The 21,732-nt window shown below is 67.6% G+C and carries 14 protein-coding genes and 1 pseudogene; 10 read left to right on the forward strand and 5 right to left on the reverse strand.

The features are described from left to right. Window positions 1-305: 305 nt before the first annotated feature. The 5 genes and pseudogenes from OG447_RS25145 to OG447_RS25165 all read left to right on the forward strand — a co-directional run bounded on the left by OG447_RS25145 (window position 306) and on the right by OG447_RS25165 (window position 5,924). Entirely contained in the window at window positions 306-1,637 is a 1,332-nt protein-coding gene (locus OG447_RS25145) for an NtaA/DmoA family FMN-dependent monooxygenase (protein ID WP_266939500.1), read from the forward strand. Next, window positions 1,634-2,671, forward strand: a complete 1,038-nt coding sequence (locus OG447_RS25150) for an LLM class flavin-dependent oxidoreductase (RefSeq protein ID WP_266939501.1) — start codon at window positions 1,634-1,636, stop codon at window positions 2,669-2,671. The genes OG447_RS25145 and OG447_RS25150 overlap by 4 nt, the downstream gene beginning before the upstream one ends. 240 nt (window positions 2,672-2,911) lie before the next feature. Next, a pseudogene (locus OG447_RS25155) lies at window positions 2,912-2,992 on the forward strand (TetR family transcriptional regulator); the annotation flags it as partial. A 100-nt stretch (window positions 2,993-3,092) separates the two neighbouring features. Next, on the forward strand, window positions 3,093-3,485 hold the full coding sequence (locus OG447_RS25160) for a hypothetical protein (RefSeq protein WP_266940184.1): 393 nt from the start codon (window positions 3,093-3,095) through the stop codon (window positions 3,483-3,485). Between the two features lie 177 nt (window positions 3,486-3,662). Further along, a complete protein-coding gene (locus OG447_RS25165; RefSeq protein ID WP_266939502.1) occupies window positions 3,663-5,924 on the forward strand; it encodes a (Fe-S)-binding protein in 2,262 nt (753 codons plus the stop codon). Window positions 5,925-6,705: 781 nt separating this feature from the next. Here the strand turns inward: OG447_RS25165 and OG447_RS25170 are convergent. Further along, window positions 6,706-7,881 carry a wax ester/triacylglycerol synthase domain-containing protein gene (locus tag OG447_RS25170; RefSeq protein WP_266939503.1) on the reverse strand — a complete coding sequence of 392 codons (1,176 nt, stop codon included), beginning with the start codon at window positions 7,879-7,881 and terminating at the stop codon, window positions 6,706-6,708. A gap of 574 nt (window positions 7,882-8,455) precedes the next feature. Between OG447_RS25170 and OG447_RS25175 the strand changes: the two genes are divergently transcribed. Both OG447_RS25175 and car read left to right on the forward strand, forming a co-directional pair. Next, on the forward strand, window positions 8,456-8,860 hold the full coding sequence (locus OG447_RS25175) for a hypothetical protein (RefSeq protein WP_266939504.1): 405 nt from the start codon (window positions 8,456-8,458) through the stop codon (window positions 8,858-8,860). After that, window positions 8,857-12,414 carry a carboxylic acid reductase gene (car, locus tag OG447_RS25180; RefSeq protein ID WP_266939505.1) on the forward strand — a complete coding sequence of 1,186 codons (3,558 nt, stop codon included), beginning with the start codon at window positions 8,857-8,859 and terminating at the stop codon, window positions 12,412-12,414. Before OG447_RS25175 ends, car begins: the two co-directional genes overlap by 4 nt. A 115-nt stretch (window positions 12,415-12,529) precedes the next feature. Here car and OG447_RS25185 read toward each other — a convergent pair whose 3' ends face one another. From OG447_RS25185 to OG447_RS25195, 3 genes are all read right to left on the reverse strand, one after another. Continuing rightward, window positions 12,530-13,183: a hypothetical protein gene (locus OG447_RS25185; RefSeq protein WP_266939506.1), complete on the reverse strand. Its 654-nt coding sequence runs from the start codon at window positions 13,181-13,183 to the stop codon at window positions 12,530-12,532. A 101-nt stretch (window positions 13,184-13,284) separates the two neighbouring features. Then, window positions 13,285-14,100: a tryptophan 2,3-dioxygenase gene (locus tag OG447_RS25190; RefSeq protein ID WP_266939507.1), complete on the reverse strand. Its 816-nt coding sequence runs from the start codon at window positions 14,098-14,100 to the stop codon at window positions 13,285-13,287. Window positions 14,101-14,159: 59 nt separating this feature from the next. Then, a complete protein-coding gene (locus tag OG447_RS25195) occupies window positions 14,160-15,008 on the reverse strand; it encodes a DUF6875 domain-containing protein (protein WP_266939508.1) in 849 nt (282 codons plus the stop codon). Window positions 15,009-15,201: 193 nt separating this feature from the next. Here OG447_RS25195 and OG447_RS25200 point away from each other — a divergent pair, with 193 nt between their 5' ends. From OG447_RS25200 to OG447_RS25210, 3 genes are all read left to right on the forward strand, one after another. Further along, window positions 15,202-16,407, forward strand: a complete 1,206-nt coding sequence (locus OG447_RS25200) for a cytochrome P450 (RefSeq protein ID WP_266939509.1) — start codon at window positions 15,202-15,204, stop codon at window positions 16,405-16,407. Window positions 16,408-16,686: 279 nt separating this feature from the next. Then, window positions 16,687-17,886 (forward strand): wax ester/triacylglycerol synthase domain-containing protein, encoded by a 1,200-nt coding sequence (locus OG447_RS25205; protein ID WP_266939510.1) that lies wholly within the window; start codon window positions 16,687-16,689, stop codon window positions 17,884-17,886. Window positions 17,887-18,095: 209 nt separating this feature from the next. Next, window positions 18,096-18,260 (forward strand): hypothetical protein, encoded by a 165-nt coding sequence (locus OG447_RS25210; RefSeq protein WP_266939511.1) that lies wholly within the window; start codon window positions 18,096-18,098, stop codon window positions 18,258-18,260. Window positions 18,261-19,007: 747 nt separating this feature from the next. Here OG447_RS25210 and OG447_RS25215 read toward each other — a convergent pair. Further along, window positions 19,008-21,236, reverse strand: coding sequence for an arylsulfatase (locus OG447_RS25215; RefSeq protein WP_266940140.1), 2,229 nt, complete (start codon window positions 21,234-21,236; stop codon window positions 19,008-19,010). Window positions 21,237-21,732 lie beyond the last annotated feature (496 nt).

Below are 21,732 nucleotides of genomic sequence, written 5' to 3' on the forward strand. Positions count from 1 at the left end.
CAAGGCGTGCCCCCGCACAGCACCGGGTGATTACTGGCCAGTATGGCTCTCTGGGGTTTCAGCTCGGTTTCAGCACAGCCGTCCACCGATCCGCGCGGTGACGCAGCGGTCGACTCGACGCCGGAGCGACGCCGCGTCCACGAAAGAAGGACATGCGAGCGAGAGGAAAACCCAGGCCCTGGGGACGGACAAGCGCCACAATCACCTAGTACCGTTACTTCGCAGTAACCGCTCGGAACGTCCGGGGAGCGCGCGTTCCGAGCCGAAGCAATTCATCCGGAAAACTTCAGCCGAGGGAAAATCGCATGGTTCATCGGAAACGTACGATGAAACTCGGGGCCATCATCGACGGCCCCGGCTCGCACATCGCCGCCTGGCGGCACCCGTCCACTCCGGTCGACGCCCAACTCGACTTCGCCTTCCACCTGGCGTGCGCTCGCACACTCGAACGAGGCGCGTTCGACTGTCTCTTCGTGCCTGACGTGGTGGCCGTCTGGGGCACCGACGTCCAGCACATCAGTCAGACCGCCCGCAACGAGCACTTCGAGCCGCTGAGCCTGCTGGCCGCCTACGCCGCCGGAACCGAGCACATCGGGCTCGCCGCGACGGCGACGACCACCTACAACGAGCCGTACGACATCGCCCGCAGGTTCACCTCCCTCGACCACATCAGCGATGGCCGGGCCGGGTGGAACGTCGTTACCTCCGCCGCGCCCTGGGAGTCGCGCAACTTCGGTTTCCCCGCACACATGGAGCACGACCGGCGCTACCTCCGCGCCGAGGAGTTCATCGGCGCGACCAAGCGGCTGTGGGCGGCGGCGCAGGCGGGGTCGCAGCCCGCCCCGTCGGAGCCGCTGCCCGTGGATCCCAGCGATTTCTTCGATGTGCGGGGCCCGCTGAATCTGCCGGCCTCCCCCCAGGGCCGTCCCGTGATCTTCCAGGCCGGAGCCTCGCCCGTGGGCCGGGAGTTCGCCGCACGGCACGCAGAGGTGATCTTCACGCGGCACACGCAGCTGTCGGACGGCCAGGAGACCTACGCCGACCTGAAGCGACGGGTCGCCGCACACGGCAGGGACCCGGAACTGGTCCAGATCTGGCCCGGTGTCCAGCCCCTGGTGGCCAGCACCGAGGAGGAGGCGCGCCGACTCATCGGTGAGCTGCACGATCTCGTCCCCGACATCGTCGCCATCCGGGCGCTTCAGGAGCAGTTGGGCGACGTGGACCTGACTCGGTATCCCCTGGACGGTCCGGTTCCGGACATCCCGGCGTCCAACCGCTCGTCCAGCACGGCGAAGATGTGGATGACGCTGGCCCACCGAGAACACCTGACGTTGCGCCAACTCGCCCTGCGGCAGGTTGCCGACTTCTTCGCCGGTACACCGGAGCAAGTGGCGGACCACATGGAGCGCGGGTTCACCGAGCGCGCGGCCGACGGCTACATCGTGGACTTTCCCCACCTTCCCGCCTCCCTGGACGCCTTCGTCGACCATGTCGTGCCGGAGCTGCGCCGACGCGGCCTGGTGCGCGACGAGTACGCGGAGGGCACCCTGCGCGAGAAGTTGGGGCTGGATGCTCCTCCCTCCGACGGCGCAACCACCCTGACCGACGAGGCGACGATCACGGCAGGTGCCGCATGACCCAGCGCGATGGACGCATCACCTTGTTCACCCGGCTGATCACCGGCCCGGGGGCTGCGGACGGCGCCTCGCCGGACTCTGGCGCCGGCTCGTTCGCGCGGGTACGTGGCCGGGCCCGGGAGGCGGAGGCCGCCGGGATCGACGCGTTGCTGCTCCACGACCGCCAGTCGGCGGCGCACGACCCGGCCGACGACCCGCACTTCGAGGCCGGCACGCTCGCCGCCGCCCTGGCGGTCTGCACGCGCACCGTGGGGCTCGTGGCCTCCATATCAACGGAACACACGCTCCCTTACCATGCGGCCCGGGTCCTGGCCACGGCCGACCACCTCGCCCCTGGGCGCGCCGGCTGGCAGCCGCTCACCGGCGCCGACCCGGACGCGGCGGCCAACTACAGTCGGACCGACAGGGCTTCGGCGGATGCGCGGCGCTCACGCGCCTCGGAATTCGTCACCGTACTGACCGGCCTGTGGGACAGCTTCGACGACGACGCCTTCCGCAGGGACCGGGAGTCGGGCGTGTACTTCACCCCCGAGAAGCTGCACGCACTCGACCACAAGGGTGAGTACTTCGACGTGGCCGGACCGCTGAACATCGCCCGCCCGCCGCAAGGACACCCCGTCCTGGTCCACCGCGCGAGGGACGCCGACGACCTCGCGCTCGCCGCCCGCATCGCCGATGTCGTCCTCCTTCCCGCACAGGACGACCAGAGCCCCGCCCGGGTCCGCGAGTCCGTACGCGAACAGGCCCGGGCGGCCGGGCGCGACGCCGGCGACATCGCCGTCCTGCTGGACATCCCGGTCGACGGCAGCCCGGGCGCGGCCGACCAGTTGCGGGCCCTGTTCGACGCGGGTGCCGCAGACGGCTTCACCCTGCTTGCCCCCGCAGGCCCCGCGGGCGCGTCACACGATGCGGTCCTTGCCCTCGCGGCCGAGGTACGCGGAGAGGGCGGCGGCCAGCCGTCCGCTCCAGCCGAAGCCACCCTGCGCGAACGGCTGGGCCTGCCACGACCTGCCGGGCGCTACCACACGGCCTGAGTCGGCGCGGGCCGCACCGCACGTCGTTCCCGGCACGCCGGCGACCCGAACGAGCCGTCTCCCTCCGCCGATCCGGTCGAGGGGGACGGCCGCCACGGCCGAGGAGAGGAGGCCACCGGGACGCCAGGACGCCTGGAGCACAATTACCGAGTGATGACTCGTCAGTAACCTCGACGCATGACCGGCCAGGCTCTTGAGCGGCGACGGGCTCCCAGCATCAGCCCGGAACTGCGTCGCCGGATGATCGTCCGATCCACACTCTCACTGATCGCGGGACACGGCCTTGCTGTGACCACCGGCAGGATCGCCCGCGCCGCCGGAATCAGTGGGGCGACGATCTTTCACGTCTTCACCGACAAAGGCGAGTTACTCGACGCCTGTATGGCCGAGGCCGCGCACGCCGACGATGTCGTGCGCGCCCTTGCCGACATTCCGTTGGACGCCTCGGTGGTGGCGCGACTCCTCGCGTCCCGCCGAAGCACTGGAGGCCTACCTGACACGCATGGGCACGGTGGTCGCTTACCTGGAGACGACAGGACACGCCCGGGCTCGGCACGGTTCGGCCGCTTCCGCCGAGGGCATGCGGGAGGTCCGCGAGGCCGTCGACTCCATCGTCGCCTCCCTGTCGGCTTTGCTGGCGCCCGAGGAGGAGTCCCTGCGGCTGCCCGCGCCACAGATAGCCCGGGCCTTCTTCGATCTGCTGTTCGCCCGCTCCCGCAATCCCGACCACCCGCTGCCCGCCCCGCACTTGCTGGACCTCGTGCAGCTGCTCGTTCACGGCGCCCTCGTCGCCGCTGCGCCTCCTCCCCGCTGAAGAGGGACCACGAGCTGGGTGCCGGCGGTACGGGAGTCAGGGTTGCCACAGCGACGTAGATCACCGATGGCGCGACTTCATGAAGCCTTCGATCCTGGGTAATCTCCGCCGAGAACAACATAGTTACCGCCGAGTAGTTCTCGAATGCCCCGCTCTCGCAGGCCCGAGGAGCCCCTCATGCAACTCGCCGCGATCATTGTGTCGCTGGTGCTCGCCACGGTCGGCGTCGCACTGTTCGGCCGAGCCATCGCGCAGATCTTACGCTTCGTGTTGCTCGGCCAGCCGGTCCCGGGCGGATCGCGGACCAACGATCCTGTCGCCCGGACGGTCACCGTGGTCAGGGAGTTCCTGGGCCACACCCGAATGAACAACTGGGGCGTCGTCGGCGTCGCCCACTGGTTCGTCGCTGTCGGCTTCTTCAGCCTGCTCCTCACCATCGCCAACGCCTTCGGCCAGCTCTTCCAGGCCGACTGGCTGCTCCCGATCATCGGCAGCTTCCTGCCGTGGGAGCTGGTGGTCGAGGTGTTCGGCTCGATGATGACCGTGGGTATCCTCACTCTCATCGTCATCCGCCTGGCGAACCTGCCCTCGCGGGCCGGCCGCAAGTCGCGCTTCACGGGCTCGAAGGCCTGGCAGGCGTACTTCGTCGAGTACGTCATCCTCACCATCGGCATCTGCATCATGGTCCTGCGCGGCCTGGAGGGCGCGCTGCACCAGGTCGAGGGCTACGAGGCCGCGTACTTCGCCTCGTACCCCTTGGTGCTCGCCTTCGATGGGCTAAGCACGGGCACTCTGGCGAACCTTGTCTACTTCTTCGCCATGGTCAAGATCGCGGCCTCCTTTATCTGGATGATCACGATCTCGCTCAACACCAACATGGGTGTCGCCTGGCACCGTTTCCTGGCCTTCCCGAACATCTGGTTCAAGCGCAACGCGGACGGCGCGGTCGCGCTGGGCGCGCTCCAGCCGATGACCAGCGGTGGCAAGGTCATCGACTTCGAGGACCCGGGCGAGGACGATGTCTTCGGCGTCTCCCAGGTCGAGCAGTTCTCCTGGAAGGGCATCCTCGACTTCTCCACCTGCACGGAGTGCGGCCGCTGCCAGTCGCAGTGCCCCGCCTGGAACACCGGCAAGCCGCTGTCCCCGAAGCTCCTGATCATGTCCCTGCGCGACCACGCGCACGCCAAGGCCCCGTACCTGCTGGCCGGCGGCGGCAAGGACATGGAGGGCAACGAGAAGGCCACGGCGGAGCAGCTCAAGGACGTCCCGGCCGCCGCCCTCGCCGAGGCCGAGCGCCCGCTGATCGGCACCGCCGAGGAGAACGGCGTCATCGACCCGGACGTGCTGTGGTCCTGCACGAGCTGCGGCGCGTGCGTCGAGCAGTGCCCGGTCGACATCGAGCACATCGACCACATCGTCGACATGCGCCGCTACCAGGTGATGATCGAGAGCGCGTTCCCGTCGGAGGCGGGCACGATGCTCAAGAACCTGGAGAAGAAGGGCAACCCCTGGGGCCTGGCCAAGAAGCAGCGCGTGGAGTGGACGAAGGAGGTCGACTTCGAGGTCCCGATCATCGGGAAGGACGCGGAGGACCTCTCGGAGTTCGACTACCTGTACTGGGTCGGCTGCGCGGGCGCCCTGGAGGACCGGGCCAAGAAGACCACGAAGGCCTTCGCGGAGCTGCTGAACATCGCGGGCGTCAAGTTCGCGATCATGGGCGGCGACGAGAAGTGCACCGGCGACTCCCCGCGCCGCCTGGGCAACGAGCCGCTGTTCCAGCAGCTCGCCCAGGAGAACGTGGCCATGCTGAACATGGCCTTCGGTGAGGACGACGAGGACCCGGAGACGAAGAAGCCGAAGACGGCGAAGCGGATCGTCTCCACCTGCCCGCACTGCTTCAACACCATCGCGAACGAGTACCCGCAGCTGGGCGGCGAGTACGGGGTCATCCACCACACGCAGCTGCTCCAGCACCTGATCGACGAGGGCCGGCTGACGCCGGTCACGCCGGTCGACGGCCTGATCACCTACCACGACCCGTGCTACCTGGGCCGCCACAACAAGGTCTACACGCCGCCGCGCGAGATCATGTCGGCCGTGCCGGGGCTGCGCCAGCAGGAGATGCACCGCCACAAGGAGCGGGGCTTCTGCTGCGGCGCCGGTGGCGCGCGGATGTGGATGGAGGAGCGGATCGGCAAGCGCATCAACAACGAGCGTGTCGAGGAGGCGCTGTCCCTCAACCCGGACATCGTTTCGACAGCGTGCCCGTTCTGCCTGGTGATGCTGACCGACTCGGTGAACGGCAAGAAGAACGACGGCCAGGCGAAGGAGTCCGTCCAGGTCGTGGACGTCGCCCAACTCCTCCTGGAATCCGTAAGGTCGCGGGTGGAGGAGGCTCCCGCAGAGGACACGGACGCGAACCCGGAGCCGGTGAGGTAGCCGCCGCCCTGACAGCGCTCAGGCCGCCAGTAGCGCTGTCAGGGCCAGGCCAGGGGTCCGCCATGGGGGCCCGGGTAGGGCCGACCGCAGGGGCAACCGGGTAGTCGAACCCGTGCGCGGGTTCCACCTAGCGGTGTATTGACCTGGCGGAGCCCGGAGCGTTGAAGAGGAATCATCACTCGAAGGAACGTTCTTTGCCGGACTTGCCAGGCGACGGCCCTGACCCCCTTCCGCCCTTGGGGCGTTGTGTGCCCGGAGCCCTCTGCTTCGACGACGGCGCGGGATCAGCACCCCCGGGCCTGCCGGTCGCGGGGGTCCGGAGACGCCGCAGGCGGAGCACGCGGGGATAGGACCCGATGCGCTTCTTCACCTGTGAAGTTCCTCCGACGGTGGTAGGAACAAGGACCTCGACAATCTTCATTCTTGCTGGTCAGAGGCACTTTCTCTTACCTGACCACCCGTCGGACAGCCCGCTTCATGAAAGCGCGAGGTTCGACAAACAGCAATAAACCCCAGGGGCTGGTCCTCTCGAAATGCTCGCGAGCCCTGCCGGCCGCTCGACCTGCGCTGGATGACCTGGTGGCGCGCGTTGTCTCTATTGATCGGACTGTCAGGCGGCACACCAGGCCCTCGGGCGAGTCCGGCGTCGGTTGGTCAGTAGACCTCACGCAGTATGGAGAGAGCGACCTGATCCGCTGCTGCGGATGGCTGCGCGGCGGAGTTGATCGCGCGTTGCCTTCTTTTGCGGACACGTGGCCCGCCCGTGACGGAGTGTGGGGTCTCAGTCGGCCAGGAGCCGGACCTGTTCTGCGACTGCGGCCGCGAGGGGTTCGGCGGCGATGTAGTCGGGGTCCGTGATCGCGGACACGATGGCTCCACCGCTGTTATGCACCATCGTGAACGCCATGGAGTGTCCGGGGCCGAGCGGTTGAGTGCCTGCCGCCGCGGTGTGGCGGGCTGGGCCGAGGGAGTAGGCGCCGGCCGGGGTGGGCAAGCTGGTCGCACTGAACGTGTAGTACCAGGGAGAGTTCACATACCGCGTCGCTGCCCTGCTCAACGCAGTGAAACGGTGCGGCATTGCTGAGACCGCCTCGGCCGATGCCCGGGCTCGGCCGCGGATGTTCATCGCACGGATCCGCTCATCGAGTGCCTCGATCCGCAGGCGCGAATCTGTCTGGTTCGGCAGCGGCAGTCGCACGGCGCTGTAGAAGTTTCCGAGTTGTCTGGGCCGACCCGCGGTGTGTACGTCTACCGGCACCATCGCGCACGCCCCGAGCGGCCCGCCGATCCGTCCGATCAGGCCTGAGCCCTGGAGTGCGCCTGTGATCGCAGCGAGGAGCACCGCCGTGTTCGAAGCCTTCGGGCGGCCCGTAGCCTGCGCATGTGGCACGCGTGCGGAAGCCAGCACGTCACCGGGAATCTGAATGAACGCGATGTCGCGCTGCGAGCCCAAAGGACGATGCCATGGCAGCGGTCGCCCTTTGGGTGCCAGGGCGTCGAGCGCCCACGCGGCCTTCCTGCCATATGACGGCGGCGGCTGCGCCGACTGGTTCTCGTTGGACGTCTGCTGATCTGGGGGAGGATCGAGTAGCGCGTACATCACACTCATGGCCGACAGGCCGTCGAACAATGCGTGGTGAGCGCGTAGGACGAGGGCGAAGCCCTCTGCGGTCGGGAGCAGGTACAGCTGCCACGGCGGGTACTCGGGGTCGAACGGCGCTGTCGCCAGGTGGCTGATCGTTGCATTGAACTCGGACGGCTCGAGTGCGGATCGGGCGACAACGTGGTGGTCGACCGCCAGTCGCTGACTCTCGCGCCAATGCGGCCATGGGCCGGGGGACGTCGGGCCTGCGGGCACGTACGGAATAGACCGCAGGCGCCCGAGGGGCTGCAGGCGTTCAAGTGCGCGGGCCCGTAAGTCCGACAAGGCGGGCGCCGGGCCCTCGAACCAGGCCACGCCCGTTACGGTTGTACATGCGGCGCCGCTGGAGTGCTGCGCGTAGAGCCAAGCGTCCATCGGCGCCATGGGCGATGACCCTGCCGGGTGCTGGCAGCACGATTCACTGGCGCGTGCAGCTGTGCCCGCTGTCCGTGGCATCAGTGGCTCCTTACCCGTCAGTTGACGGGTGTGTCGGGGTCTGACTGAAAGTCTTTTGCACAGCGTATGGCACTGATTCTCAGCGGGAATTGCAATTCACCCACATGGGCCAATTGGACGGTAATTGTATTTTGCTCTGCAGATCACCGGGCGGTGGCAGGGCGCGGCAGGTGCGCGTCGGTGCGACCCGGGCGCGGGACACGCCCTCGTTCGGCGTAATGCAGAAGGCGGGCGCGGCCATCTGATGGGCTGTGTGGGTGACGGCTTATCGCCGCCTCATAGCGCCAAGCCCTGCACGCGCGGAATGGTCGGGAGCGTCCTGGCTGCACCGCAGCGTCGACCGGCGCTTTCCAGAACTGTGGAGCGCACGCTTTCTGCTGTGGCCAGCAGGACCGACGCCCGCGCACCGGCACTCACGAGGAGAACAGTGGCATTGAGCATGACGGTGGTCAGAGGCGAGCCCCCGCTCGAAGTCGAAAGCGTAAGCGGATCCACGCAGTTGGCAGACACGCGCAACCCGATCGCCCGGCCGCGCCGCCGCGTTCCCGTCAGCATGCCCGAACCGGGCCTGCTCCCCGGCTCCGATGGTCCAGGAGCGCTCGTCGTCGGCCGTCTGATGGCTGCGGCGAAGGCGCCGCGGGAGTTCCTTGAGATCCGCACGTTGCAGTTGCCGGCACTTCACATCGAGCCGCAGGCAACCCGCACCGTCGGCCGCCGCACCGACACCACCACGCCGCAGCACATGACGGCCGACGGCGGCACGCGATACCCGGGTGCACCTGAGCCCGGGCATCGAACCACGTCGGCGACCCAGATGAGGGGACGATTGGCGCCTTGAGCAGGACGCGGCCTACGGCACACACGGGCAAATCATCCGCCGACTCCTATGAGCTGACCACATGCGAGGGGCACCGCATCGCCCAGCTGATCACGGTGGACCAGCAGGTCCGGGCGGCCGAACCCGACCCCGAAATCTCCCAGCGCATCGGCGACCCCGAGCTGCCGCTCCTGCGCGTCGTCCAAGCCGTCATGGCCGGCTATGCCGATCGACCAGCGCTCGGTCAGCGCGCCAGCGAACTGGTCACAGATCCGGCCACCGGCCGCCGCGCACGGCGCCTGCTGCCCCGGTTCGAAACGATCACGTATCGCGAGACCTGGTGCCGGGCGGAGGCGACTGCCGCAGCGCTGCACCACCGGGACGACTGCGCGGTGCGGGCCGGCGACGTCGTCGCACTGTGCGGTTTCACCAGCGCCGACTACACCACGCTCGACCTGGCATGCGTGCGCCTGGGCGCGGTGGCCTTGCCGCTGCAGATCAGCGCGACCTCCGGCCAACTACGCCCGGTCATCGCCGAAGCCAAGCCGAAGGTGTTGGCCAGCAGCATCGAGATGCTGGCCACCGCCACAGCATGCGCGTTGGAAAGCCGGTCGGTGCGCTGCGTCCTGGTGTTCGACTACGAGCCGCTGGCGGACGATCAAGCCGAGGCGTTCCGTGCGGCACAGGAGCGCCTCGCGAGCAGCGGCATCGGGGTGCACTCGCTGGCCGACCTCATCGCAGCTGGGAACTCGCTGCCAGCCGCCCCGTGCGGCGCCGACGCGGCGAGCGACCGGCTGGCGCTGCTGCTCTACACCTCCGGCAGCACCGACACGCCGAAGGGGGCCATGTACCCCGACCGGCTGGTCGCCGCCTTCTGGCGCTCGATCTTTCAGCACACCGCCGAGCATCCTGCAATCACGCTGACCTATCTCCCCATGAGCCACGCCGCCGGCCGCCTGGTGGTCAACGGAGCGCTCGGCAGCGGCGGCACGGTGTACTTCACCGCGGCCAGCGACTTGTCCACACTGTTCGAGGATCTCGCTGCTGTACGCCCCACCGAGATGCTGCTCGTGCCGCGGCTCTGCGAAAGCCTGTTCCAGCACTATCAGACTGAGCTCGAGCGCCGGTTGTCCGCACAAGCACACGCACACGATGCCGGAGCCGACGCGAGGCCGCGGGCCGCAATCGAGGCCGAGGTACGCGCACACCTGCGGGACGGCTTGATCGGAGGCCGGCTCGTCGCGGCAACCACGGGATCGGCGCCGCTACAGGGCGCGCTGGCGGAATTCATGCAGTCCGTCCTCGGCCTGCCGCTGCACAGCGTGTTCGGTGCAACGGAGACCGGCATGATCATGATCGACGATGTCGTGACCCGCCCGCCTGTCATCGACTACAGGCTCATCGACGTCCCGGAGCTGGGTTACTTCAGCACGGACGCGCCGCACCCGCGCGGGGAACTCGCAGTCAAGTCGCAGACCCTGTTCGCCGGGTACTACCGGCAGCCCGGCGCCACCGCGGATACCTTCGACGCGGGCGGCTACTACCGTACGGGCGACATCATGGCCGAAACCGCCCCGGACCGCTTGGTGTACCTCGAGCGGCGAACCAGCACCTTGAAACTGTCGGACGGCGAATTCGTCGCCGTATCCCACCTCGAAGCACTGTTTGCGACAGGCCCGCTGGTCCGGCAGATCTTCCTCTACGGCGACAGCGAGCGCGCCTACCTGCTGGCAGTGGTCGTGCCGACCGAGACGGCGCTGGCCGCCCACGACCCCGACGAGCTGCGCTCCCGCCTCGCCGTGTCGATGCGGCTGGAAGCCAGGGACCGCGGCCTGAGACCCGCCGAGATCCCGCGGAGCATCCTGGTCGAGCCCGAGCCCTTCAGCACCGCCAACGGCCTGCTCTCCGACACGGGAAAACCGCTGCGCCCCCGGCTCGTCGAACGCTACCGCGAGCGGCTGGAGCAGCTGTACGCCGATCTTGCCGAAAAAGCCGAGGAGCCTGCCCTTCTCACAAGCCGCCGCGGCAAACCCACGGTGGAGGCCGTGCTGAGCACAGCGGCAGCGGTACTCGGCACCACCGACCCCCTGCCAGCCGAAGCGCACTTCACTGACCTCGGCGGCGATTCGCTGTCCGCCGTGCGCTTCGCCGATCGGCTGTCGAAGGCCTTCGGCGTCGAGGTCACGGCGAGCACGGTTTCGAGCCCGGCCGCCACCTTGCGCCATATCGCCAACTACATCGACAAGGCGCTGCGCCTGAGTACACGCCGGCCCACGGCAGGGCTGGTGCACGGCATCGGTCGCACACGGCTCCGCAGCGGCGACCTGGCCCTTGAGAAGTTCATCGAACCAGGCACGCTCGCCGCGGCGCGCACACTGCCCAGGCCGGACAAGCCGGCCCATACGGTCCTGCTCACAGGCGCGAACGGCTACCTCGGCCGGTTCCTGTGCCTGGAATGGCTCACGCGCTCAGCCGAGCACGGGGGCAAGCTGGTCTGCGTGGTGCGCGGGGAAAACCACCAGGCAGCCCGACGCCGACTGGTCGACGCGTTCGACAGTGGCGATCCCGAACTCAAGCGCCGGTTCGCAGACCTGGCCGGGGAACACCTCGAAGTGCTGGCCGGCGACGTCGCCGAACCGTACCTCGGCCTCGACCAAGAGACCTGGCACGGGCTGGCCGACACGATCGACCTGATCGTTCACCAAGCCGCACAAGTCAACCACTTGATGACCTATGAGCAGCTCTTCGGCCCGAACGTCCTGGGCACCGCCGAGCTGATCAGGCTGGCGCTCACAGCAAGGATCAAACCCCTCACCTACCTCTCCACGCTCGCCGTCACCTCCGGACTGGGCGAAGCCGCGCACGAGGACGCCGACATCCGGGCCGCGAGCCCGGAACGCCTCCTCCAATCCGGATACGCCCACGGATACACGGCCAGCAAATGGGCCAGCGAGGTGCTCCTGCGCAACTGCCACGCGGAATTCGGAGTGCCGGTCACGGTCTTCCGGCCCGGCCTGGTCATGGCGCACACCAGATACGCTGGCCAACTGAACGTCGCGGACCTGTTCACGCGATTCCTGTTCAGCCTGATCACCACCGGCCTCGCCCCGGGCTCGCTACGCGACGGGCGCAACGAGCGTGACCAGCTCGACGGGCTTCCCGTCGACTCCGTCGCCCAGGCTGTCGCGGCGATCGGCATGCAGGCCTCCGACGGATATCGCACGTACAACATGCTCAGCCCCCGAGACGGTGGAATCGTGCTGAACGATCTCGTCGACGCGCTCGGCGAAGCCGGGTTCGAGCTCACCCGGATCAACAGCCGCGCCCGGTGGCTCGCCCGGCTCACCGGCGCGCTGACGACCCTGCCGGAAAACCAGCGCCGCCACTCGCTGCTTCCGCTGATCGACGGACTCGCTGAATCGCTGGACCTCACCAACGTCGCCGGCGTGCCGGCCTCGCGGTTCCGTTCCGCGATGAGGGAGGTGGAGCTCGACGCGCACGGCGAGATCCCGCGCATCACCCGGCCCCTGATCCAGAAGTACATCGATGACATGCGACACCTGACACTGATCTGAATCCGGGGCGGAGAATGGCGCCGCGCAGGCGACGAGCGCGGCGCCTTCGGGCCGTGTCCCGATCGTTTCCGTACCGATGCGACAAGACGGCGTCGCACAGACCCGCGATGATCTCCTAGGCAAGAGCGGCAGAGACTTCGGTGTCGGCGGACAGGCGCCACCCGCCGGTCGTGAACAGGGCTTCTGTGCGGGTTGCCGCTTCGTCCAGGCGGCCGCCGACGAGCAGGCCCAGACCGTCGGATCCGGGCAGAACCATGGGCTCGGACAGCGGTCGCATGCCTAGCCATCCAAACAGGCGAACCAGCTTGGGACTGGTGATCGCTGCGAATTCAGCGACATCCCACATTGCGGAAGGCCAGGTGTAGGCCGCATACATGAGCAGGGCGACGAGTTCCAACGAGCGCGCTTCGGGGCGGATGACAAGGCGTTCCACAAGGGCGAAGCCCGCAGGATCTGACGGCAGCACTGCGCGGAGCTCCGCCGTCAGATAGGGGCACCCGCCATCAACTCCCCTATGGTGTTTGAGGACGCGTACCGTGCCGACCGCAGCGGCATCGGTGCGGCACAGCAACACCAGCCCATTCTCGTCATCACTCTCCCAATCGGGCGCCGGTAGTGGGAACCCGAATTCGCGGCGCAGCAAAGCGACCTCATTGCGTTGGCGTGCTTCACCTGGTGAAGTGGTGACGGTTTCGATGGTGAGGGTGCGGCCTTGGTGGGTCGCTTCAAGCCTCAGCTGCGGCACGTCGGTGGTGAGTGATGCGGTCATGACTTCCATCCTTCGGTCGATGGGTGCAGCACCGGCAGCATCGGCTGCCCGGACTCTGTCTCTGTCGGCAAGAAGGTGGACTCAGTCACACCCGACAGCAGTTACAGCAGTCCTCGGGCGCTCCACAGCTCGGGGAAGATCCGGTGCTCGGCGGCACGGCGCAGCCACTGCACCCCTGTGGTTCCGCCCGTTCCGGACTTCGTGCCGATGATCCGCTCCACCGTCAGCAGGTGCAGGCAGCGCCAGCGGCTGAAGCCTTCGGCGACGGCGATCAGGGCCTCCGCCAGCTCGAACGTGTCGTCACCGGGGCCGGCCACGTACTGATCGGCCCATGCACGCTCCACAGCCGGGTGGGATTCGTAGGGCGCGCTGAGATCCCTCACCAGGACGGCGTCCGGGATGGCCGACCCGCGGCGCGCCAGCAGGTGCAGCGCCGCGTCGTAGACACTCGGCGCCTGCAGCGCTTCCTGGACCTGTACGTGCACGTGCGCCACCCGACGGTGTGGACGGGCCATGGCAGCGTTCTTGTTGCCCAGGACGTACTCGAGCATCCGGTACATGTACGACTGGAACCCCGAAGCCCGGCCGAGCTGCTCGCGGAACGCATTGAACTCCGTCGGCGCCAACGTGCCCAGTACATCCCACGTGCGGGTGAGCAACTCGATCACCCGCCGTGCACGGCGAAGCGTCCAAACAGCCTGCGCCACATCGTCAGCGTCCAGCAGCGCCCGCACAGTGCACAGCTCCCCGTAGAGCAACTTGAAGAGAAGCTCCTTCACCTGGCCGAGGACGTAGAACGTCGGCTCGGCCGGCGCCTCGGACAAGGGATGCTGCAACGACAGGAGAACATCGATGCTTTGGTAGTCGATGTAAGGAGTGCTCGGGCCGGGAAAGTCGAGGTACGGCTCATCTTCCACGGCCCCGGGCATCCGCTGCCCGTCGGCTGCGCCCCCGAGAGGGCAAGCATCCTTCGTGCTCACATCGCGCCCCTGGAGTCCGTGGGGCACAGCGAGGGTGGAGCCGCGAGCCGCGGGACGGTCCGATCAAGGCCGTACAGGCGGCGCCCGGCCGAAGACCAGTCGCCGGTGGGCGGCGCGTGGGCGGCCACCAGCGTCCCCGTGGTATCTCCTGCAACGGCAGTCCCTGCTCCCGAGGCACAGGCCGCCGCCGCGCCCTCACCAAACCGGGCACGCGCCCGAGCGAAGTGCTTCACGAACAACGGGTCAGGGACCGAGCCACTGTCATATCGTTTGCCGTAACGCTGGTCGTATGCGGTGAAGGACCTGCTGTCCCCGTCCAGGAAGAGCACATCGTGAACCGCCATTTGCCGCAACGCCAACATCGGCACAGGCGACCTCGAAACCCGGAAAGACGGATTCCGAGCTGCTCTTTCATCACACCGTGGGTGGAACTGCCCCAGCATCAGCCCCCGGGCCACCAACTCTGGCTTCACCTGCCGATGTGCCTCGTCGGTAAGAGTCAGTTTGTCCAAGGGCAGACCATCCAGCACCACGACCAAGGTGTGCAGCATTCGGTTCCGGCTCGCCCATTGAGCGCCCTCGAAAACCGAAACCATGTTGTTGACCAGAGACATCATCCCCGTCACGCTGATCCGCGGGCTCACCGGCCATAACTCCAGCCGCAGCGTGTCCGCACGAATCGCCGGGGCGACGAATGGACACACTGCCCCCGGCCGGCCGACCCTGGGATCAGTGCCGCAGAGATAATCCGTCAGCCACACCCGCGCTGCCTCCATGTGGACCTCAACCAAGACGTGCTGCCCTCCGCCCAGAAAACCGCGCAGTTCGCGGTCCAGAGAACCCAACGCGCTGACATCTACCGCGACACCGGCGCGAAAGAACGATCACCCGAACGCATGGCGCGGACCGGCCTGAACTCCGGAAGGCATAGTCTGAAAATATGGCTGCAGTCGCTTCCCGACGGATGTCAAGTGCCGTGGGCAGAAATCCCTCTCCAGAGTGGTTTGTGGCATCCCGGGCAAGTGCACATTAGGTTCTATGACAAGTCCCCACGGGCATCGCCTCTCCTACCCGTTCGCCGTGCCGGTCCGCCTCGATCTCGACCCGCAGTACGAGGAATGCCGGAGGAGCGAAGCCCTGACTCCGGTTCAGCCTCCCTACGGTGACCCGTCCTGGCTCGCGACTCGCCATGAAGATATTCGGACGGTGCTCGCCGACCCGCGCTTCAGCCGGGCCGAGGCGTCACGACGGGACGAGCCTCGCGTCAGTCCATCGCCGATGGGTTCGGGCCCTCTGGGGATGGACCCACCGGAACACACAAGGCACCGGCAGTTCCTTGCGGCGATGCTCGCTTTCACCCCGCAGCGCCTCGAAGAACTACGGCACGACATGTTCACGCACGCCCATTCCCTCACCGACGTCATGGCGGCTCAGGGTCCGCCCTGCGACCTCGTCGGCGATTTCGTCAAACCCTTCGCCAGCCACGTTGTCTACGATCTGCTTGGGATTCCTGTCGGCGACAGGTCGGATTTCCTGCATTGGTCCGAGGCATTCACCAATATCACGCTGGCCGTTGAGGACATTCAGTCGAGATCCGTTGACCTTTTCGAATATATCGTCAAGATCATCACCGCCTGGCGCGGCTCGGGCGGCGGGTCCGATATTGCACAGCTATCGGAAAAAGCGACGCGGCGGTTGCCCGATCTCACCGACCAAGAACTCATCGAACATCTGGGTCAAATCATCATCGCCGGCCCGGACATCACCTCAGCGCAACTCTCAAACGGTCTCTACGCCCTGCTGAGCAACCCGGACCAGTTCGACGCCCTCCGTGAGAATCCGGACCTCATTCCGAATGCCGCCGAAGAGATCCTGCGTTACGCCCCCTTCCCTTCCCACGCGACCTTCGCCCGATACGCCACCGAGGACATCAAGATCGGTGCCACACTCGTCCGGCAGGGTGAGCCGGTCCTGGCCGCACTCGCCTCCGGCAACCGCGACCGGAGCGTCTTCGCCGATCCTGATGTCTTCGACATTGAGCGAACTGACAACGCCCACCTGAGCTTCGGCTTCGGCCCGCACCAATGCATCGGCGCGCCGTTGGTCAGGCTTCAGGTGCAAACTGCACTCGCGCTCCTGACGGACAGGTTTCCGAGGCTCAGGCTGGCGGTGCCCAAGGCCGACTTGCCCTGGCGTGCTGACCCGCATATCCGGCGCGTCGAGAGGCTCCCGGTCACCTGGTGAGCACACCGAGCGCCGGACGCGACCGGGCTGAGGGTTGGCCTCCTACTCCGCTCGGAGCTTCCCCCGCGCGCCACACCCGGGAAGCGGACACAAGCGCATTTCCCGGCTCCAGGGGGCGGGAAGCGGCAGCCGGCACCCGCTTCGGCCGACCACGGTATGCGCCGGCGCCGCCGCCCGGGCTGAGACCGGATCGCTCCCGTCACGCTGTACGGCGATGGCACGCCCTATGACCACTACGCGACGACAAGGTCGGCTATGCGCCCCCACACCATCGATACGATGCTCCACTCCGACCTCGACATTCGGTTTGGGGCTCTCTTCCACCTCACCGGGACGCCCCCCTCCCTGGAGCGGCTGCGCGACCATGTCGCGGAACGGGCAACAGCCATTCCGGCCTGGGGACTGACCATCGACTCCGATGGACGGCGTCACCGCTGGGCTGCGTTGCCCCCCTCCTTCAACCACCAGGTCCGGGAGCGAGTGCTGGCACCAGGGACGTCGCCACGGGAGGCGGCGAGCGAGGTCAACCGCGAGCCCTTCGCTCACGGAACACCTGCCTGGGACTTCACTCTCCTCCACGGGTACGCCCCGGAGCGGTACGCGCTCTTCTACCGGGTCGGGCACGGCCTGCAGGACGGCGGGGGCGCCCTGCGGACAGCGGAGATCTTCTTCGGAGGCGCCCCGGCAGCCGGCGAGCGGGCCCGCAGTATCCCGCGCACCCGGCTCAAGCGGACGGCGCCGAGCCTTCGTCAGCTGGCTCACGCCGCAGCGGACCTGACACGCGCGGCGAAGTCGTCGGGGCCCTGGCCACGGCTCGGCTTCACCTATTCGCGGGAAAGGTGCCACCACTGGGCGGAGATGCCCTCAAACCGCCTGACGGCCATCGCACGCCCCCATGGCGGCACACGACACGACGCGTTCCTCGCTGCTCTCGCCCGCCCGCTCCACCAGTGGCTGTCACACCACGGCACGGTCCCATGCCCGTCCGGCGTCCCCGTGCACATCGCCGTCAACGTCCGCGACACCCACGAAACCGATCTGCCCGGCAACTTCGTCGCACCCGCAGGCATCCTGCTGCCCTCAGCCGGGACCGGCAGCGATCTGGTGCGCGCCGTCGTCGAGGCCACCGACCACCTCAAGCATCCCGCCCACTGGGCGGCATTGCGGCACATCACCCGCGGCGGTTCCAAAACCCTTGAGTGGGCCGCGGTCCGCTGGTTCAACAGCCCGAAGAGAGCTGCAGTTTTGACCTCATGTGTCGTGGTGCGTCGCCTGCTCAGCCTGTTCGGGGACCCTGTTTGCGCCATCGACCCGTTCACCGCGCTGCCCATGGGCTTCCCCGCCAACGTGCTGATGCTCAGCTATCAGGGTCGCACTTCGGTTGCTTTCGTCACCGACGCGGCCCTGCCGGGTCTAGACACCCTGCACACCCAGTGGGAGCGCGCCGTCGCCGACCTGACACCCGTGCCGATGCCCTGAAGCTCCGCTGCGTGTACGCGTGGGGCCGGCGGCCTCGCTTGGGGCAGACGTCGACGCCGGGCGCGTGCTGATCCCGGACACCGTCTTGTGGGCGCCGTACGATAACGGACAGCGGGGCATGCTCGGCACCGCCACAGCCACTGTTGCGTTCGGCCCCGACTCCGTCGAACGCCCTGCGCTGCGCTACATGCTCACCAGCACGCAGGTGCGTGCCCTGGACCGAACACCGCACCCGGCTCGGCCCGCAGCATGCCGACGCCGAGGTCCACACCCGTCGGAAGACGTGGCCGCTCCTCGGCTGGGACTCGAAGTGGGACGGCCTGGTCTCCATCCATCAGAACGGCTCCGTACTCGCGACGCGCGTACTGCCCTGACCCTGCCCAGGGAGGCCTGCTGGTGTCGCGCCCAGGTGCACTCGGGCGCGACACCCATCCATCGTCGCTGGGGTGTAATGGGAGCGGAAGGGCTCCGATCCAGACGACTGCTGGCAGGTCACGGGGCCTTCTGTCAGGCGTCCTGTCCCTCGTCGTGCGCGGCCAGCTGCGCTCGTAGCCGTTCAGCCTCTGCCTCGGCCCGGTGCAGTCGGCACTCCAAGACAGCAATCGGAATTGAATTCCTCGTACTCGCGCAGGACGTCCGTGCGCCGCTTGGCCCGGCCGGGAAGCCGACGCGCTACAGCTGCTGGGCGCACACCTACGGCAGGGTCCGTCACGTTCGAGTCCTCTCGCCCAGCGAAACACTCCTGCCGACGCTAGGAACCCTGAGATCGAACTGCTGCCGAAATAGCGATCGCTTCGCCTGAACGAAGGAGACGAAGCTGCCGCCGCCCTACTCTGCACCCTCGCCATCCGGTGGATGACTGCACCCGTGTCGCTGGCGAGGACGGCCGGGCGCGGCCTCAACGACGTCGGGCTCCACGTGACAGAGGCCGTCACGACGCACCGACAAGCCCCCTGCGCCAGCAACATGCGCGACCGCCAGCGGGTGTGCTTCCGCGAGCAGCCCCAGGGGCTCATGCCGACTGATTGCTGACCTGTCCGGCAGGGCAGCAGGCGCGCGCTCAACGAGTTCGCGCGGGTGCCGGGAGGCTCATGACCCATCACGGACGCGGAAGTACCGTGTCACTGCCTGGCCATGTGCATGCGCATCTCGCTGTCCGCGTCGGTTATGAGCTCGCCCGACACGTCGACGGTCACGGTGTGGAGTGTGCCGGTGAACCGGAACGGTGCCTGGTAATCGGGCGTGACCGGTTGGCCGGGGTTGGCGCCGCAGGTCAGGCCGCCGGGGTTGAAGACGATGGGGGTGGTCACCGCGACATCGGTTTCTGCCACCAGGGTGCGGTCGATGTAGAGCTGGGCGCGCCCGGGCATGCCTTTGCCGGCGGCCAGGTCGGGTTTGCCCGTCGGTTCGAATTCGAAGCGCAGCTCGTGCCGGCCCGTGGGCACCGGGTCGGGCGAGGACACGGTGTAGATGGCTCGCGAGACGTAGTTGTGGACGTACGTCAGCTTGCCGTCCTTGATGTAGAGGCTCCAGCCGCCCGCACCTGAACCCTGGCTCATCAGTACGCCTTCGGCGCCATCGGCGGGGATCTCCACGTCGGCGGTGACGCTGTGCGGGCGGTTGAGGACGCGTGGGGCGACGGAGGTCGGCAGGGTCTGGGTGCCGGGCCGGAAGGTATAGCTGGTCCGGGCTGTGGTGATCTGCGGACGTTCCACGCTCATCCGTGCCAGGACGCTGCCGTCGATCGGGAGCACGCCGTACTTGCCGGCCTCCACGTACCACAGGGACACCATTTCGATGACCTTGTCGCGGTGCTCTGCGGCAACGTCACGGGTCTCCGCGAAGTCCTCGTCTACGTGGTAGAGCTCCCAGGAGTTGGCGTCGAGTCCGGCGAGCGTCTCGGAGGTGATGGGTGTGCCGAAGGGCTGGTCAGCCTCGGTGAAGGAGGGTCCGGGCCAGGGGCACACGGCGCGCCAGCCGTTGTGGTCGATGGCGCGGTGTCCGAGCATCTCGAAGTACTGGGTGTGGTGGCGGGTCTTCGCGTTCGGCTTGTCGAAGGTGTGGGCGAAGCTGACGCCGTGCAGGGGGGACTGGGTGACGCCCTTGATGGTGTCGGGCGGCTCGATGCCGAGGACGTCCAGGACGGTGGGGACAATGTCCACGAGGTGTGCGTACTGGGTGCGCACCTCTCCTCTCGCCGTGATACCACGCGGCCAGTGCACGAGGAACGGGTCGCTGGCGCCTCCGCGGTAGGTCTCCCTCTTCCAGCGCCGGAACGGGGTGTTGCCCGCCCATGTCCAGCCCCAGGGGTAGTGGTTGAACGTGGTCGGGCCGCCGAGTTCGTCGATGGCCCGCAGACTGTCCTCGATCGGCTCGGGGGCGTTGTTGAAGAACTGCGCCTCGTTCGTGGTCCCGGTGACCCCGCCCTCCGCGCTGGCTCCGTTGTCGGAGACAACCATGATCAGCGTGTTGTCGAGCTCGCCGGTCTCCTGGAGGAAGTCCAGGAGCCGCCCGATCTGGTCGTCCGTGTGGGAGAGGAATCCGGCGTAGACCTCCATCATGCGTGCGGCGAGGTGCCGGGCGTCCGGGTTCAGGGACTCCCAGTCCGGGACGTCCGGGTCGTGGCGGGACAGCTCGGTGCCGGGAGGGACGATGCCCAGTCTCTTCTGATTCGCGAACGTCACTTCGCGGTAGGCGTCCCAGCCGTCGTCGAACTGCCCCCGGTAGCGGTCCGCCCACTCACGCGGCACATGGTGCGGTGCGTGGGTTGCTCCGGTGGAGAAGTTGAGGAAGAACGGCTTGTCGGGGGCGACCTGCTTGGCATCGGAGATGAAGAGAATCGCCTTGTCCGCCAGGTCCGCCGTGAAGTGGTATCCCTGCTCTGGTGAGGCGGGGGGCTCGACCTGGTGGTTGTCGTACACGAGTTCGGGATACCACTGGTTGGTATCGCCGCCGAGGAAGCCGTAGAACCGCTCGTAGCCGCGGCCCAGCGGCCAGCGGGCGTACGGGCCGGCGGGGGACTCCTGCTCCGAGGGCATCAGGTGCCACTTGCCGAGCATGTACGTGTTGTAGCCGTGCTCCAGCAGCATCTCGGACAGGAACCCGTTCTCGAACGGGATGTTGCCGTTGTAGCCCGGGTACCCGGTGGCCATCTCGGTGATCGCCGCCATGGCGTTGGCGTGATGGTTGCGGCCGGTGATGATGCAGGAACGCGACGGCGAGCAGAGGGCCGTGGTGTGCATGTTGTTGTAGAGCAGACCGCCCGCGGCCAGAGAGTCGATACGGGGTGTCTGCAGCGGACTGCCGTAGCAGCCGAACTGCCCGTAGCCCGTGTCGTCGAGCACGATCATCAGCACGTTGGGAGATCCCGGCACCGTGCGTGTCGGCTCGGGCCATGCGGGACTGGACGCATCCGTGGTCCGCCCGATCACTCCGGGGAAGGCGCTCCCCGGCTTGTACGCGTTCACTGGCATCGCGGCTGTCCTCCCTCCCGCCGAACCGTCGGGCGGCCCGAGCGGGTGGACCTTGCGAAACGAATCACGGCCGACGCCTTCGCCGACCGTGCCGGTGAGCCCCGGGCTGTTGCCGCAATGCCCCACCCGGCGGCCGCAAGGGTGCTCTTGGGTGCCTGCGACGACGTACTCGACTGAAGAAGTGCTGCGATGCGGTCGGCTCCGCGAGCCGATTTGCTCAATCGGCAGTTACGGCGTTGCGGCCGATGTCTCAGCGCACGGCATCTCGCGCCGGTTTGACGCCGAGCGCAATCCAGTTGCCGGAGTGGTTGGCATACCGCACCCTTTTCACCTTAGATTCTCGACAGACTGGCTGCCACTGGGACAGTCGGCG

The organism is Streptomyces sp. NBC_01408, assembly GCF_026340255.1.
Classification (GTDB): domain Bacteria; phylum Actinomycetota; class Actinomycetes; order Streptomycetales; family Streptomycetaceae; genus Streptomyces.

What these genes read in the sequence shown, in the direction of transcription:
- OG447_RS25145 (WP_266939500.1), top strand. Translation starts at nt 306, where the DNA reads ATGGTTCATCGGAAACGTACGATGAAACTCGGGGCCATCATCGACGGC.
- OG447_RS25150 (WP_266939501.1), top strand. Translation starts at nt 1,634, where the DNA reads ATGACCCAGCGCGATGGACGCATCACCTTGTTCACCCGGCTGATCACC.
- OG447_RS25165 (WP_266939502.1), top strand. Translation starts at nt 3,663, where the DNA reads ATGCAACTCGCCGCGATCATTGTGTCGCTGGTGCTCGCCACGGTCGGC.
- OG447_RS25185 (WP_266939506.1), bottom strand. Translation starts at nt 13,183, where the DNA reads ATGACCGCATCACTCACCACCGACGTGCCGCAGCTGAGGCTTGAAGCG.
- OG447_RS25200 (WP_266939509.1), top strand. Translation starts at nt 15,202, where the DNA reads ATGACAAGTCCCCACGGGCATCGCCTCTCCTACCCGTTCGCCGTGCCG.
- OG447_RS25205 (WP_266939510.1), top strand. Translation starts at nt 16,687, where the DNA reads ATGCTCCACTCCGACCTCGACATTCGGTTTGGGGCTCTCTTCCACCTC.
- OG447_RS25215 (WP_266940140.1), bottom strand. Translation starts at nt 21,236, where the DNA reads ATGATCGTGCTCGACGACACGGGCTACGGGCAGTTCGGCTGCTACGGC.